This window comes from Pedobacter sp. Leaf170 (genome assembly GCF_920984665.1).
Classification (GTDB): Bacteria; Bacteroidota; Bacteroidia; order Sphingobacteriales; family Sphingobacteriaceae; genus Pedobacter.
The window spans coordinates 922,902-938,931 of sequence record NZ_CAKLBP010000001.1; the positions used below are offsets into that span (position 1 = coordinate 922,902).

General features: G+C 42.2%; 10 protein-coding genes. 1 reads left to right on the top strand and 9 read right to left on the bottom strand.

What is annotated here, in order from left to right:
* Nucleotides 1-277: 277 nt before the first annotated feature.
* From LUA90_RS04235 to LUA90_RS04245, 3 genes are all read right to left on the bottom strand, one after another.
* Complete coding sequence (locus LUA90_RS04235; RefSeq protein ID WP_231490368.1) at nt 278-1,843, bottom strand: carboxylesterase/lipase family protein; 1,566 nt, start codon at nt 1,841-1,843, stop codon at nt 278-280.
* Between the two features lie 11 nt (nt 1,844-1,854).
* Nucleotides 1,855-3,264 (bottom strand): glycoside hydrolase family 30 beta sandwich domain-containing protein, encoded by a 1,410-nt coding sequence (locus LUA90_RS04240; RefSeq protein ID WP_231490370.1) that lies wholly within the window; start codon nt 3,262-3,264, stop codon nt 1,855-1,857.
* A 355-nt stretch (nt 3,265-3,619) separates the two neighbouring features.
* Entirely contained in the window at nt 3,620-4,813 is a 1,194-nt protein-coding gene (locus LUA90_RS04245; RefSeq protein ID WP_231490372.1) for an AGE family epimerase/isomerase, read from the bottom strand.
* 303 nt (nt 4,814-5,116) lie between these two features.
* Between LUA90_RS04245 and LUA90_RS04250 the strand changes: the two genes are divergently transcribed.
* A complete protein-coding gene (locus tag LUA90_RS04250) occupies nt 5,117-5,992 on the top strand; it encodes an AraC family transcriptional regulator (RefSeq protein ID WP_231461665.1) in 876 nt (291 codons plus the stop codon).
* A 2-nt stretch (nt 5,993-5,994) separates the two neighbouring features.
* Here LUA90_RS04250 and LUA90_RS04255 read toward each other — a convergent pair whose 3' ends face one another.
* The 6 genes from LUA90_RS04255 to LUA90_RS04280 all read right to left on the bottom strand — a co-directional run bounded on the left by LUA90_RS04255 (nt 5,995) and on the right by LUA90_RS04280 (nt 16,000).
* On the bottom strand, nt 5,995-7,143 hold the full coding sequence (locus LUA90_RS04255) for an esterase (RefSeq protein WP_231490374.1): 1,149 nt from the start codon (nt 7,141-7,143) through the stop codon (nt 5,995-5,997).
* A gap of 9 nt (nt 7,144-7,152) precedes the next feature.
* On the bottom strand, nt 7,153-8,184 hold the full coding sequence (locus tag LUA90_RS04260; RefSeq protein ID WP_231490376.1) for a glycoside hydrolase family 26 protein: 1,032 nt from the start codon (nt 8,182-8,184) through the stop codon (nt 7,153-7,155).
* A 2-nt stretch (nt 8,185-8,186) separates the two neighbouring features.
* On the bottom strand, nt 8,187-9,875 hold the full coding sequence (locus LUA90_RS04265) for a DUF5060 domain-containing protein (protein ID WP_231490377.1): 1,689 nt from the start codon (nt 9,873-9,875) through the stop codon (nt 8,187-8,189).
* A gap of 150 nt (nt 9,876-10,025) precedes the next feature.
* Nucleotides 10,026-13,445, bottom strand: coding sequence for a ThuA domain-containing protein (locus tag LUA90_RS04270; protein ID WP_231490379.1), 3,420 nt, complete (start codon nt 13,443-13,445; stop codon nt 10,026-10,028).
* 24 nt (nt 13,446-13,469) lie between these two features.
* Complete coding sequence (locus LUA90_RS04275) at nt 13,470-14,177, bottom strand: ThuA domain-containing protein (RefSeq protein WP_231490381.1); 708 nt, start codon at nt 14,175-14,177, stop codon at nt 13,470-13,472.
* A gap of 287 nt (nt 14,178-14,464) precedes the next feature.
* Nucleotides 14,465-16,000: a VCBS repeat-containing protein gene (locus LUA90_RS04280; protein WP_231490382.1), complete on the bottom strand. Its 1,536-nt coding sequence runs from the start codon at nt 15,998-16,000 to the stop codon at nt 14,465-14,467.
* Nucleotides 16,001-16,030: the final 30 nt, after the last annotated feature.

Below are 16,030 nucleotides of genomic sequence, written 5' to 3' on the forward strand. Positions count from 1 at the left end.
ATTTGACAAAGGATAATACGAATACAGATCGTAAAACAAGCACTGCAACAAACATAAAAACGAACATAACGAAAAACACGAAACGCAAAACAATAACGAATACTAAAATAAACACAACAATAAATACTAAAAATATCACAGCAATAATTACTAAATTTACCACGAAACGAAATACAGCGAATAGCGTGTGATTCAACGGGTTCAAATTAATTGGTTTGTCCAAGATTGGATTAGCACTCCATGACAAACAAATTAAAGGCATGACGAAACAGTTAAACTAAGGGTTCAGTATTCCATCAAGTTGCATATACCTTTTACCGTTCTTTTCAGGTATAGATTTGCTATCATTATCAATAATCATAACTTTTGGAATACTGCTTTGAAGGCCGAACCACCTTGGAAGACCATCTCCATTTGGATTACCACTTTTTATAAAGTTTACCAGGTAGGACTGAAAGGCTTTTGAAGTTTCAAAATCTTCACTCTCCCATTTATAACTCTTATTTAGGTTGAGATTTCCAAGGGCGTACTCAATATCCGAAGCATGAACCGCGCCCATGACGTCTGCATTGTGGGATCCCTGTCCGATAAAAGCTGGACGTTTTCTAGAGAAGAGATACCGATAAACAGGATATCCGTTCGTTTTGCTATGCACATCAATCCATTTCCATGTAGAATAGGAAATAAAGCGATCGCTAGCAAGGTCAGTCGCCAACTGTGCGACCTGTTCATCTGCAGTTGCCGGATAAAGTGCCAATATTTCTCTGCTTTTGGAAGTAAAGAGCTTTTCCACTCCAACCTTATAATTTTCAACTGTAGGTTTCTGATTAGAAAGAATAGTATTCATGCTTCGCTCTGCCGAGTTCCATCCAGCCAGGAGTGGTACATCCATCTGACGACCGTAGCTGTAGGTAATAAGTGGTTGTTCTATGAAAAAGTAACCGTCTATTGTTAGGGGAAACCAGTAATCTTTTGAGCGCTTTAAAAGCTCTTTAGTGGAAATTTTTCGCAACTCATCAATGCTACTTGCTCCGCAAGCTTTGGCGAATTCCTCCCCTATCTTCTCCGCATTTGCTAAGCTCACAGGCGGCTCGAACCCTAACACTGACCCGCTTTGCCCTATTGCCCCATGAAAAAGTCCTTTTGAAAGCGGAGAACACATCTGGGCAGAAACCGACATAGAACCCGCAGATTCTCCAGCAATGGTGATCTGATCTGGATTTCCTCCAAAAGCTGAAATATTGCGCTTCACCCAGCGTAGCGCTTCATTCTGATCCTGCAATCCATAGTTACCAGAACTTCCCCATTTACTTTCTTTGGACAGGCTGGCATGCGCTAAGAATCCAAAGACACTTAACCTATAATTTATAGTAATAAAAATGACGCCTCTACTGGCCATGCTTTCTCCATCATACCTCGGCTCTGATCCATCCCCGCTGGAAAACCCGCCTCCATGAAAATACACCACTACGGGCAAGGAGTTACCATCTTTTACCTGAGGTTTCCAGAGATTAAGATACAGGCAATCTTCACTTTCTTCGGCGCTTCTAAAAATCATGTCATCATAAGCATTGCGTTGAGGAGACCTGAAACCAAAAGCCACCGCGTTTTTTATTCCGTCCCACTTCTTTTTTGGAACTGGTGAACGCCATCTGAGCTCACCTATGGGGGCTTCAGCGTAAGCAATACCTTTGAAAGCTACCACATTGCTGGACAAAATAGCGCCTTTAATTTTCCCTTCTTTAAGGGTGACCAAAGTTTCATCAACTTTTGCAATTTTGCTCTGAGAGAAACCGTGGCTCACTGAAAATAAGATAAGCAGCAGCGTCGTATATTTTTTCATTTTAATCATAATCACCAGATATGGGTCGTTGAAGAGCTTTTATTTATAGTGTAAGAAAAAGACTGACCTCCCTCAACGACTTTGATCGTTTGTGGTTCATCTGAATTGTTAGAGACGATAAGCACCCGTTTTCCCTCCGGGGTTAAAAAGGCTACATTGCTAACCTTTGTGGTTAGAGTGCTTTCAATTCTCGATGATCCAAAAGGAATAAATTTGGATGCGTGCGCAATGACGTAATAGGCCAGATTCCGCTCGACTTTATCTCCATCTATGGTTACCGCTCCCTGACATATTGAGCAGCCGCCATTGTCTGTATGCGGGTTATATTTAGGATCCGCAGCAAGGTTCCAGAGAATCACATTTTTACTCCAGTTCCGTAAAGCACCGATGAGTATCCTTCCCACAGGATAAGCGGTATTGAAACCTCCATCCTTGCTTACAGCCATCATTTCAGTGAAATATATGTTTTTATTGGGGAAGGCATCATGTACTTTGCCCATCGCAGAAGTCTGACCGGCATATAAATGAAACCCTGAACCATCAATGTAGCTTGCTGCTTCTCGGTCTGCCAATATTGAAATGGGATATTCAGGGGCATCACAATTGTGGTCATAAAGAACAATTTTAGTCTTTATACCTGCTCGTTTAAAGGCGGGCCCTAGATGATCGCGGATAAAACGAAGCGCTTCTTTGGCCAAAAACTGCATACTGGGGGTATTGCCATCATTGAATGGTTCATTCTGAATGGTCACCGCGTCAATAGCAATTCCATGGCTTTTCATCGCCTGGATGTATTTCACAAAGTAATTGGCATAAGTGCTATAATATTTATCCATTAATCTTCCACCCTGAACATTCTGGTTTGACTTCATCCACACCGGGGCGGACCATGGAGAACCCATAATTTTTATTTTTGGGGATATCGCTAAAATTTCCTTTAAAATTGGCACCACATCTTTTTCATCCTGGGATAAGGAAAAACGCTTTAACTCCGCATCAGTTTCCCCTGCTTTTAAGTCATCGTAAGAAAAGACATATTCATTCAGATCAGATGCCCCGATGCTCACCCGAAGATAACTTATCCCCACTTGGTCTGGTCCATTCCCAAAAAGTTCACTTAAAAGCTTCTTTCTTTGCGGAGCGGACATGCGAATGAGGTGCTGCGCACTGCCACCTGTCAGCGCAAAACCAAACCCATCAACAGATTGATATTTTTTTGCTGCGTTGATGTTAATGATTTCTGCTCGCCCATTTCCTGCCTCAAGACTGTTCATTTTTGATAGAAGCATCGTTTTATCATTGCTGGTCTCCCAGCCTTCCGCCTTGAGTTGTGCCAAAAGCCGAAAAGGAAAAGTATTGAACAGCATAATTAAAACGAGCGCGAGCTTGAACGCATAAATAGAATGGGGGTATCTGGTCATAAAGGTATACTTGGTTTACACAAATTTAAGCCCCAGGTTATCCTTTTTTTAATAGGATTTTAACAATTTATAATGTTTTGAATTGATGGCCTCCAATTTGACTAACAAATCTCAATCCCCTATACTAATCATCAAAACGGTTATTCCTTTTGCAGGCTTTCCGGTTCCGGGATTTCCAGGATAAGCCTTGATAAATGGTTCTCACTTAAGGCTGCTTAGACTGATTTACATGGTTAATTACCTTTTAGCTTCACACTCAGCCTCAAGGGCCTAACTAAACTTTTCTCCAGCAATTGTGAATTTAACTAGTAGCCTGATGCAATTATTATTTTTCTCTCACCCGTTCCCGCCAAATTTAAGCTATCGTTTGAAATCTATTGAGCAGCTCTAAACAGGCCCTGCTATTATGGTATGGGCATTTCCATAATCCGGCTTTGTCTTCTCCAGCCATCAAACTGCCATCTTCTTTTCTGCCCCAAAACCATTCGCCGTTGGTTTTATCAATGATTTGGGTAGTGGTATAGTTCCAGATTTTATTGAAGTGCTGAAGAAATCTTTCATCTTTAGAAATCTGGAAAGCGTTATATAACCCGACCAGGGCTTCGGCCTGTACCCACCAGTGTTTTTCTGCAATCAGGTGATCGTTTTCTGGATTGAATTCATATACCATCGCATCTTTATCAATGCCCTCTATCGCTGCTGTACTAATTTCAAGGGCTAACTTCTTAAATTCAGTAATGAGTTCAACCTCTTTTATCGCTTCAGCTGCTTCGAGCAATAACCAGGAAGCTTCAATATCGTGCCCGTAAGAAATAGCGCTGGATTTAGGCTCCCAGTATTCATTGAAAAATAGCCCTAAATGGCCGTCAGGTTTTAAGATATGCCTGCGAAAAACTTCCAAAAGCTTAATGATCTGATGTTTAAGACCTTCGTCAGGCCATAAGGTATATAGCAAATTATAAGCCTCTAGAATATGCAAATGGGTGTTCATTGTTTTTTTTTCATTCGCATCCTTATCACTCAGGCGTAAATCATCTAACTGCGTCCAGTCCCGGGCAAACGCTTCAAAATAGCCCAGCTCATTTTTATCATAACTATATTTTTCGATATCAGCATATAAGGATTTAGCGAGAGTTAAAGCGTTTTCATCGCAGCTGGCCTTAAAATACGCCGCAAGGCCGTAAATGGTAAATGCAATGGCATAGATTTGTTTTTTTTTATCTTTCGCGTCGCCCTTAAGATCAACTGTCCAGTATACCCCGCCAAAACTGTAATCAATGAAATGGTTTTTTATGTATAGGTAGCTCCGCTCAGCTACCGCTAAATCCTCCTTTGAGCCGGTCCTTAAATAGGCGGCAGAAAAACTCCAGAGAATCCTTGCATTTAAAACTGAACCTTTATCAGCGCTAGAGATAACCTGCTCTGATTCATCAATCTGCCCAACAAAACCACCATACTCATTATCTATGCTGCGCTGTTTCCAGTAATGGAGTATGGCTTGTAATTCGAACTCAATTTCTGAAACGCTTGGAAGGGATGTAGCTGGCATAATCTGTAAATTTAATTTGGCTAAAACTAACTGGACTGAACTGATAAAACTAATATTTTTTTAACATAAGCTGATACTAATGCATTATGGCTACCGCACCTATACTATTCGAGCATTTTTTGATATTATTTTACCTTAATAATTAAGTCAATTGGTATAGCTTTCCTAAAAAGGTTTAGCTATACGCCCTTATAACCCTTATTTTAGCTTTTTTCAAAATTTTCACCAAAGTAATCACATAGTCGTGAGACCTAAACATATAGTGTTTTTTTAACTATATTGCCCTATATAACCAAATATAAGATGTCTAAAAATGTAATTAGGGAAATCACCCCTTTGACGCCAAACGACTGTTTTACCATTTTTTCAAGAACCAAACAAGAATTTGATTTCCCGCTGCATAACCATGAGGATATGGAGCTTAACTTAGTACTCAATGCGGCCGGAGCTAAACGGATTGTGGGTGATCATATAGCTGAAATAGAGCAGCAGGAACTGGTGCTGGTAGGCTCTAATTTATCGCACGGTTGGTTTACTCATAATTGTGTAAGTGAGGACATCAGAGAGGTCACCATTCAGTTTCATAAGGACTTATTGGATGAGAAGTTTTTAAAGCGCAATCAGCTCTCTTTCATTCGTAATATGTTTGAGCAAAGTAAGCGTGGTGTTCTTTTTTCCAAGGAAACCATTGAACGCATTTCCCCGCGTCTTTTGGCTTTGAGTAAGAAAAGTGGCTTTGACTCGATATTAGAGCTACTATCGATATTGCATGATCTCTCGATATCCCGGGATACCAAACTGCTTTCGGATTCCAGTTTTACTAAGGAAGATTATAACTATAATAGCAGAAGGATTGAAAAGGTATTTGAGTATATGAATAATAACTTCAACAGGCTTATCACCTTGTCTGAAGTAGCCAAGATAGCCAACATGCCAGAAGCATCCTTCAGCAGGTTTATTAAAAAACGCACCGGTTATAACTTTATTGATTCGCTGAACGAAATCAGGCTGGGACATGTCAGCAGAATGCTTATTGACACGACCCAGTCTGTTGCTGAAATTGCCTTTATTTGCGGCTTTAATAATATGGCCAACTTTAACCGGACCTTTAAAAGTAAAAAAGGCTGCACGCCAAAAGAGTTCCGTGAAAACTATGTTGGCAAGCGCGTATTTATTTAAAGTTAAAAGATTTTCTGCATGAAACTATGGAGCTGCTCGCGCCAGAATCTCCACTCATGTCCGCCTGAGCTATCGTGAAATTCATGGACGATTCCCTTCGTTTTTAGTTCATAATCTAACGCCAGGTGTCCCTGGTATCTAGGATCCTCTTTGCCGCAGGCGAGGTAAAGCAGGCTAATTTCTTTGTTCAGTTTAGCTGGATTAGCAAAAGCTCGAGGGACCCGTTCATTGATATCAAATTTTGCATCACTCAACAACCCGGCACTAAATTCGCCAATGTAGCTGAATTTATCTGGGTTTTTTAGCCCAATTAAGTAAGCCTGCCCGCCGCCCATGGAAAGCCCTGCGATGGCTCTGGATTTTTTATCCGCCCGGACACGGTAATTTTTTTCTACATATGGAATAACATCCTTTAAAAGTTCCTGTTCCAACTGCTCAACCCCTTCTTTGCTGCTCCCTCCTGCCCAGCTGCCGTCTGTGAGTCCATTGGTCATCACAATAAGCATCGGTTTTGCTTTATTTTCAGCGATAAGGTTTTCTAAAATTACATCCGCTTTCCCCGCGCTCTGGCTCCAGCTGGTTTCATTGTCTCCCCCACCGTGACGCAGGTATAAAACAGGAAAAATTTGCTTTGGACTAGTCTGGTATTCTGCAGGCAGAAAAATGCACATCCCTCTAGGTTTACCCAAAGCCGAAGACTGATATTTAATGGATTGCAAAATTCCGTGCGGGACGTTTTGAATCTCATCAAACCTTGCCTTATCACCAGGCACTTCCACGATACTCCCGTAAAGCTCAGTACCGGATTTTACAACCGGGTTTTTAGGATCAAGGGTCTGAATTCCATCTACAGAAAACACATAGGAATAAATTCCCGGCTTTTGCGGGGCAATCTTAATTTCCCAATTTCCTGCAGTGTCTTTTTGCATCTCTACGGGCTTAATGTCCCATTCACCAAAAAGCAGTTTAACCGATTTGGCAGATTTGGCTTTAAACCTGAAAACAATGCTTTTATCATTTTCCACTACCGGAGAATATGGTGGAGAGGCCGGACCCCACCATCCCTGAACGCTGTAAGTATTAGCAGGTTTTTGCGCCAAGATTGTGCAGGGAACCAGGCTTAAAAGAAGAAAGAGAATTTTTTTCATCATATGTATATTTTACCAGCCATGCATCTCATCCAAAGAGATGATGTTTTCAGCTTTCATTAAAGCGTTTAATTGAGCAGGGGTATTGTGCGAGAATACTAATTCTGACCACCCCATAAAAAAGGTCCATTTTGGCTGTTTTGCCATCACCTGGGCAGTAGGAAACACCTGACATTCACCAATGGCGATGGGCTTTTTGCCACCAGCTTTTACCATGATATCATACTTTTGCTGGCTGAATCCTGTTTTGTCATCATAAATATCCAGCGCAGCAACGTCCCAGTAATCTTCACCAGGATTATAATCTACCGCATCTTTTTCCAGGGTTTTAAAATCCTGTATGTCCCATACCCAAATCAGGTTATCTAGCTTTTTGGTTTTGCTTAAGTAGTCGTGAGTCAGCTGGTAGAGTTTTCTGGTACCCTCCGCACCAGGCCTGCCGCCCCACCAGAAAACGCCCTGATTCATTTCATGCAAAGGTCTGAACAACACTTCCACATTTTTTTCTTTGAGTTGGCTTAGATATAAAGCGATCTCATCCATCATTGACTTCCACCTGGTATTTATCAAAGTTCCATCGGTCAAAAGCTCCTTCCACTGCTGATCAGTTAATTTACTCAGCACCCCTTGCTTATCCCAGCCGCATGGCTGCTCCAGCGCAGGATTACATGCGTGCCACATGATATTTATAAGACTTCCTTTCCTCCACTGCTCCGCAGCTTCATTTATCATCGTTTGTCTATTTTGAATATTTTCAGACTGAAATAGAAAATCCGCGCTCCAAAGCCCGGGATATTTGCCGGTCGTGTTGAATACCTCCTGCGTCCATTTTTTTGGTTCTGCATTTGGTTCCCGGTTATGTATACCAGAAATGGTATATTTTCCCGATACCGAGTAAAGGTAATTCAGTGATTTAAACCGGGTGGGGCCTTTAGTCGTTTTTACGTCCTTCTTCCCTTTCTGCCGAGCAAGATTTTGCGCGAAAGCGGAATGGCTAAAGCTAAAAAGCATTATTAAAATTAAAGCGTATCGGCTATTTTTCATCTTTAAGGTTTCTTTAAAATGCAAACAAAATCTGTATTAGGGGCAAGCTCTAAGTTATTGATGTCCAGGTTATCACCAATAGCAGAAATTTTCAGATCTGCATCAAAACGCTGGGTTTCGCAGTTATATTTAGTAAGCTTATAATTTGACAAGGTAACAGGCAAGCTAATATCAGTTTTCTGGATTTCAGCTTTCGGGTTATACAGGTAAATAAAAATATCAGCGCCGCATTTTACGCTAAACACTTCAATAGCGGTATTGGTGCGCTTCACCCTCAGGCTATCAAAACTGCCTTTGCCAGACTGCATCATTTCGTCCTGGATGCGGCGGACACTAGCAATATATTTATCGGTGCCACGGTTATCAAAATACTCCCACCACCAGGAAAGCGGCAAGACGGGGGTCGGCGAGAAAAGGCCATACCACAATCCACGTTTAAAATCTGAATCCATGCCCTCAGCGAAATCATCGAAGTTTTTAGACCAGTCATATTCATAGCCATATTCGCCAATCACATATGGTTTACCATAGATTTTGGTATAGCTTACAATGGTGGTAGGCAGGGCACGGTTATTTTTGTAGATGTGTTTTTGGTTAAAATCTATGGCATCAATAGAATTTAGACCTTTTAAATCCCGGTGAGAAATGCTGGTGGTCACCAGGTGTTTATAGGGGTCTATTTTTTTGACGTAGTCCGCCATTTCCTGGTGCCATTTCACGATATGTTCAGCTGGGATTGGATTGTTTTTATCCCTGAACTGAACATTGTCTATTTCGTTAAAAAACTCCCATGCTCCTATCGCGCTGCTGTAACCCCAGCGCGCAATAATGAACCTCAGGCGGTTGCGGTATTCCTCTTTAGCCTTCTTATCTATAAAAAAACCCGCTGAAGAAACCCCATAACGTCCGTTTTTAGCATCATGAGATCCTGGACCTAAAGTGAGCATAATGTACAGGCCCAGTGAATCAGATAAATTAACCATTCGGTCCATTTTTTCTATCGCGCTTGGATTAAAGTATGCCAGGGAATTGCTGTATCGCCTGTTATTTATTCCACTTTTCCAGTCCAGGGGCAAATTCCATGAACAAATCCAGGTTCGAAAATAATTCCCACCATGTTTAGCCAGCGAAGGTAGCATGTACTCATAGTTATATTTAGTATTTTCATGAAGGGCTTTAAAATATTTTGAATCATCGTCATCTCTTGATTCCCAGCAGATATTTTCTCCGATGCCCCTGAAAGCAGCTCCATTATCGAACCTGAAGGTCCAGTCATTGCCCTTATGCAAAATGCCTTTAAGCTTAGATGCTGACACTTTAAATGAAGAGGGTTTGCTTAAAGAAACCTCTTTGCCGTTTTTGCGCAGGGCGAACCTGTACTTATAGCTTCCATTTTCCTGTGCACTGAAGCGCGCCTTCCACAGCGAGCGCTTTCCGGATGGCCCAGATTCATAGTAACATGGCAGGTTAATTTTTTTACCAGTAGGAGAAGTAAGCTGCATGTCAAGGGCTAAATCTTCCTGAAAATATGGATTATCGAAATCTGCCTGCAATTCGATAGTCCATTCTGCTTTTTCATAAGTTTTCACAACCGGATTAATCTGGGTTGTTTTTATAATACGATTTTGCGCCTGCACAGAAAAACTCATCAAAATAACAAAGGCAAAACAAAAAGAGATATTTTTTTTCATAGGTTTCATTCGGGAATTCCCCGGAAATTGGATTTGGTTAGCGTTAGTGTTAGATTCAAATCTACAAGAGTGGATGTACTAAGCGTTAATAGTATTTTAACAAAATCCTGTACTCAAATTTTCTTCACATAAATGATACAACAAAGAGGATTATCTTCCAAAAGTTATCCTGCCAAGCTTTATAATGCCTTTATACGGACTTTGTCTGCGCCGCATGATAAAATACAAGTCATGCCTGCCTTTGATGAGAGCGTTGACTGGACTTACGATATCAGCATATTTATCAAAGGAGCCGGTTGAATTGTAGCTAATTTTTGAGATTAAGGGTCCTGCACGCGAATCCCGCCTAACCTCGATTTCTCCATCCATGCTGGAGGCATAGTTAAATGTGAAATTTTTAATTCCATTTAGGTCCGTTTGTTTTAATAAAATATAAGCCTTATTATCTCCTTCAGATAAACTATTGCGGAAGCGCTCAAAACCCACATGAGCGTCCGCCAGCGCGGGGTTGATAACCGGGCTTCTTAAGAAAAATTCTTCGGTACTGGAAAGCGGCCCAATGGGCTTTGCTCCGCCATCGGTATAGCTGACTTGAAACAGGTAGCCACCTTCAGGCTCATCTTTAATTGAATTTAACTTCAGTGTGCCGGTTTTGGCAAGCGCGATGCGCTGGGCGGTTTTCTCCTGCGGCATAGAGAAGATATAGGTTACGATTTCTTTTGCATCGCTGGTGGAAAGTTGCGGATGGGCGCTCATCACGCTTGTTTGCCCCCAGCTTCCACCACCCCCTTTGATGATTTTTTCCGCAAGTTTTTCTATCGAGCCGTTTTGAGAGCTGTAGCGGGCGGCGATATCAAAATAACTTGGTCCTATGGCCTTAGCATTCGCCAGATGGCAGGATTTACAATCGCTGGCGGCCATTAGCGCTTTACCTGAATAACTGGCCTGCAGTGATTGATTTTTTTGACCAGCCGAAAGGTAAGTATAAAAAGCCTTCAACCGATTTGGTGCAATTTTTAGATCTTCCTTATCACTGGCCTGGATGGCATAAGTAAAGGGTTTATCAGTCCAGAAAAATGATTTATTCTCAGCGCTAGAAAAAGAGACCACTGGCGGGGTATTACCGACTTTTATGATTAAAGTGTCTTTTGCGCTGGCGCCGCTTTTATCACGCACCGTTAAAATCGCCTTATAAGTTCCCGGGTTTTTAAATGAATATGATGGATTAATTTTATTGGACGCTACAACCTTGCCCTCAAATTGCCACTGGTAGCTGAGCTGCTCATCGTCATCTAAATCATAGCTTTTTTGCCCACGAAAGTTTACCAGTAGTGGCGCCTTACCCGCAATGCTCCGATGAGAAGGGAAATTTTTTCGCTCGGAAGTTAAAAATACTGTTTTGTCCAACCGCTGGTGTTCTTTTTCATTTATAATTTCTGCTTTGGCAACAGGCGAGCGGTTTCCGGTGTTATATTCAATTTTCACTAGGGAAGCATCCGCATTGGCCGCTCCATATACAGAGCCATATTCGAGCATGTAGAGTATACCATCGCTGGAAAAAGCCATATCAATGGGCCTTTTGAAATTTCCATTGGCCGCCATGAAAGGCTCATTTCGCACATAGTTTTCTTTTTCATCAAAACTCAAGGCGAAAACCCAGTTCCGCATCCAGTCGGCAATAAAAAATTTGCCATCATAATACTCCGGAAAGCGGTTTACAGCGCCAGTTTGCTTATAGCTATAGAAAGTTCCGCCTATGATGCATCTGCCTCCAAGCCCAAGTTCAGGAAATTCCTTGGAAGCAAGGTATGGATACCAGATCATCGCACCCCTGGCCGGCGGCAGCTGGCTTAACCCGGTATTGTTTGGCGAATGGTTCACTGGTCTTTCAGGATCAAATTTGCCTCCGGCGGTCTTTTTTGCAAAGTCCCAATGCGCATAGGCCTGATTATCGCCAGCAAAATAGGGCCATCCGTAGTTGCCCGCGGACTTAGCCTGGTTCACCTCATCAAAGCCCATTGGACCCCGCTCACTTTCCTGCCCCGCATCCGGGCCAATGTCCCCCCAATAAAGGGTCGAGGATTTTGGATTCAGCGCAATTCGGTAGGGGTTCCTGGTTCCCATGACGTAAATTTCAGGCTTTGTTTTTGGTGTCCCTGGCTTGAATAAATTACCTTGTGGAATGCTGTAGCTTCCATCAGCCTGGGGATGTATGCGAAGAATTTTTCCCTTGAAATCATTGGTATTACCGGCGCTGCGTTGAGCATCGCCGCTAAAATTAACTTCACCCGGGCGCTCATCCAGCGGAGCGTAACCTTCAGAAGAAAAAGGGCTGCTGCTATCACCCGTTGAAAGGTATAAATTTCCCTCCTTATCGAAGGCGAGCGAGCCGCCATGGTGGGAGCCGCTGTTTTTTTCAACCGGAACACGCAGTAGTATTTTTTCACTAGATAAGTCCAAGACACTCATTTTTGATAAGCTAAACCTGGATAAGTTAAAATAAAGTGGTTCCTGGCTTTGGCCCTCTGGCGCGTAATAAAGATAGATAAAGTGGTTTTTGTCAAACTCAGGATCGAGCGTTATGCCAATGAGCCCGGTGCCCCCGATATTGGTGGTCGCTAACTTTTCAACCAGAGTGTTTTTTTGGGTTTTGGTATTATAGACATACAGGTTACCGAAAAGTTCAGTGTAGAATATCCGGCCATCTTCGCTCACAGCTAGCTCCATCGGGGAATTTAGGTTGGTGGAAAGGATAGTCTTGGTAAAGCGGTTTTGCTCCGGGATTGGTTTGGCATAGGCTTTAGCATAGTCTAACTTAACTCCATTGCCAAGCGCATACTCAATGCCGCCGGCAAGCTGAGCTAAAAATAAAGGTTCTGAATAACTTTCTTCGGTATGCCCCAGGCCAGTGTAAAAAGCGCGTCCGCCATCATATTCATGATACCAGATGATGGGGTGTCCGGTGCCATTTGTTCCTCCATCGTAACTATCCTCATCCAGGCTCGCCAAGACCTTGATGCCGGGATAGAAAGACCTGTAATTATACCATTCATCGCTTCTTGTCCAGCTTTCCGGCAAATTGCTGCTTGCCGGATGGCTTTTATCGCTGACCTGGATTGAAGCTTCACGCACATTTGGATTATGCGGATGGGAGTCAAAGTAAGCGCCGATGAGTTGTCCATACCAGCTCCAATCGTATTCGGTATCAGCCGCGGAGTGGATGCCTACATAGCCTCCGCCGGCCTGAATGTAGCGTTCGAATGCCGTTTGCTGTTCTGAGTTAAGCACATTGCCAGTTGTTGAGTTAAAAATTACAGCGTTGTAAGCAGAGAGCTTTTGCTCATTAAAATAAGCTGCGTTCGTTGTGGTATCTACGCTATATCCTTTTTGTTCTGCTATCTTTTTTATTGCAGCAATTGCTGAAGGAATCGAGCTGTGGTGCCAGCCAGCAGTTTTAGAAAAAATAAGCAAGGCTGGTTTTGACTTTGGCGCCTGAAAGGCCGCAACAAAAAAAAGCAGCAGGCTTATTAGAAGCGTATAATATTTTATTTGTAGTGAATTGTTCATCATTGAAGTTTTATCGTATTGGCTGGATTAATGCTGCAAGGCATACTGTATACCAGCGAGCAGGTGTTTTAAAAATAAAGGATCTTCATAGTGTTCGGGGAAATGGCCAAGCGCAGTATAAAAACTCCTTCCCCCTTCAAAGTCATGGTACCAGGCGATAGGATGATGGGGGCCATTTTCGCCTCCATTGTAGCTTTTTTCATCTACGCTGAGCAATACGTGCAGCCCCGTTTGTAAGTCCCGAAAGTTATACCACTCATCTCTTCTGGAGAAGGATGGCGGAAAAAATTTAGTAGCGGGATGGTTGCTATCCTCTAGGTGAAGGGTTGCAGTTTGAGGCTCGGGGTGACCGGTGAATACCCCGCCAACAAGCTTTCCATACCAACTCCAGTTTTTCTCTATCGTGGAAGCCGCGTGAATACCGACGAATCCTTTGCCCGAACGAATAAATTTCTGGATTGCTGCTTTCCCTGCGCTGTCGATAATATTTCCAGAAGGGCTTAAAAAGATTATTGCAGCGTATTGCTTTAGATTTTTCTCGTTTAGTGCGCAGGAATCTGTAGTTTGATCTACAGAAAAATGGTTTAACAGGCCAAGTTTTTTTATCGCTTTGATACCTGCATCAATTGATTCATGGTGGTAACGCGCTGTTTTTGAAAAGATCAACACTCTTTTCTGGGCGCTGGCTAATAAACTCAGGCTAATGCAAAGGAGTAAAGTAAATATATTTTTCATCCGTATAAAATTATTTTCAATGGTTATGAAGCTATCATGATTTTATTCATTGGTTTTTGTGGTTGGAAAATCATGATGGTTTCATATCTGTATTTAAGGTTGTTTAACGTAAAAAATGTCCTTCAGTAAAATCCTGGCCTTATCTTCCTGGATTGTAATGCGCCGGTCTTCAATTTAAATGCGCTTTATATACCATTTGAAAGCATTCCCCAGCGCAGGTGCATAAGTCTCCACCGCGCTGAGGTTTGCAGATGAACTGGCTGATTTTAAAAAATTCTGGTTGGTTTTCATTTGGTCTTTTTATTTACCGACGAAGTATTTTGTAGCAGCACAAATAAGGGCTGACTTTCGCCACCTTTATCCGAGCTGTAATATTTGTTTCCAAGTAAAAGGTCGATTTTCCCATCCCCGTTAAAATCTCCACTATCCATCGTTAGTCCTTTTTGAAAAGGGACGTTCTTAGCTAAAGTAAAGCCCTTAAAGGATAGATTGCCTTGATTTTGGAGATAGATGAACGCTTCCCAAGGGCTCGATGCGGCAGGAAATGCGCTGATAGAAGCTATATCCAGGTCCCCGTCTAAATCGAAATCGTGGGCAATAGCTTTATAGCAGCCGTTCATTGGATAAAAAAATGATTTTCTAAACTTCCCTTTTTCATCACCGAAAAAAATATAAATGCCATGGTAGGGTTTTAGTACCGGAGAGAGGTCTGCGTTATCCCCGCAGGTATACAAAAGGTCTTTAAAGCCGTCCTGGTTAAAATCAACAAGTTCAAAACTGCTTGATCCATAAACCGGGGGGAAGCTCAATACTTTTTCAGTATCGAATTTACCATTCCCAAGATTTCTAAAAAGAAAAATCCCTTCATCCCCTTGCGCGAATAAAGCGTAAATGTCCGCTTTACCATCACTATTCTCATCGGTTATAATAAAATCTATTATCCCAGGCATCGGCCTCAAGATGTGCTTTTTATAAGTACCATTCTTACTCGCTTGCGCCCATAACAGCTGGCCAGTGAGTCTTCCAAACTCACCTATTAAAATATCTTTTAACCCGTCGCCATTTAAGTCCATTTTGAGACTTTTTACTGGCCTGGAAAGTGAAGAGAATATCGGTGTTCTGCCTGAAAGCTGATGAAATGCAGCAGGACTGAGCTCGTAAACGCGCCCGCCACTGCTTTGGCTAGCCATATAATTTTCCCCAATGAAAGTGGCAAGATTAGGCCTGGCAGATAAATCCATATCCACTAAGGTCCCTGGCAGCTTTGAAGATTTCAGAGTATCTAGCCGGGCATTGACTTGGTACAACTGGTTTGATATGCCGTTTTGAATAAGCAGACAATGGTTGGATTCCGGACTAATTTTCACGTAAGTTGCTAAAGCAAGATTACTATAGAAAATATCTTGCTTTGGCAATAGTACTTCAAAAGACGGAAGGCCAAACGTAATTTCTTCTCTTTCCTCTTCAGCTAATCTTTCCGGGGCGGAATCAATATAATAGGTTTTGATAGCCTGCCACTCCTTTATGGATAATAGCGCACTGGAGGGAATGAGATTCCCTCCCTCTGCCTTTAGCGAAACGCTTGGGGTTTCCACTCCTAAAAACATGCCCATTGCGGGAAGTACCGCAGCTCGCCAGCTGTTTTTCGGCAGCAGGGCAGGTTCGGGAAATTGGTGACAGGAGCTGCAGTATCTTTTAGCCAATAACTCCCCACGCTGATCATCTGCTGCATAAAAATTTAAGTTTTGTTTCGGTGTTTTAAGGTTTGATTTACCAAGGATATAAAAAACCATCGCGCTAAAAAGCGCAATGGTGATTATCATTATATTTCTTTTGCTTTTACTCAAATTTTT

Excerpts from the sequence above, each read along its gene's own strand:
- LUA90_RS04235 (WP_231490368.1), bottom strand. The coding sequence starts at position 1,843 with ATGAAAAAATATACGACGCTGCTGCTTATCTTATTTTCAGTGAGCCAC.
- LUA90_RS04240 (WP_231490370.1), bottom strand. The coding sequence starts at position 3,264 with ATGACCAGATACCCCCATTCTATTTATGCGTTCAAGCTCGCGCTCGTT.
- LUA90_RS04245 (WP_231490372.1), bottom strand. The coding sequence starts at position 4,813 with ATGCCAGCTACATCCCTTCCAAGCGTTTCAGAAATTGAGTTCGAATTA.
- LUA90_RS04250 (WP_231461665.1), top strand. The coding sequence starts at position 5,117 with ATGTCTAAAAATGTAATTAGGGAAATCACCCCTTTGACGCCAAACGAC.
- LUA90_RS04255 (WP_231490374.1), bottom strand. The coding sequence starts at position 7,143 with ATGATGAAAAAAATTCTCTTTCTTCTTTTAAGCCTGGTTCCCTGCACA.
- LUA90_RS04260 (WP_231490376.1), bottom strand. The coding sequence starts at position 8,184 with ATGAAAAATAGCCGATACGCTTTAATTTTAATAATGCTTTTTAGCTTT.
- LUA90_RS04265 (WP_231490377.1), bottom strand. The coding sequence starts at position 9,875 with ATGAAAAAAAATATCTCTTTTTGTTTTGCCTTTGTTATTTTGATGAGT.
- LUA90_RS04270 (WP_231490379.1), bottom strand. The coding sequence starts at position 13,445 with ATGATGAACAATTCACTACAAATAAAATATTATACGCTTCTAATAAGC.
- LUA90_RS04275 (WP_231490381.1), bottom strand. The coding sequence starts at position 14,177 with ATGAAAAATATATTTACTTTACTCCTTTGCATTAGCCTGAGTTTATTA.
- LUA90_RS04280 (WP_231490382.1), bottom strand. The coding sequence starts at position 16,000 with ATGATAATCACCATTGCGCTTTTTAGCGCGATGGTTTTTTATATCCTT.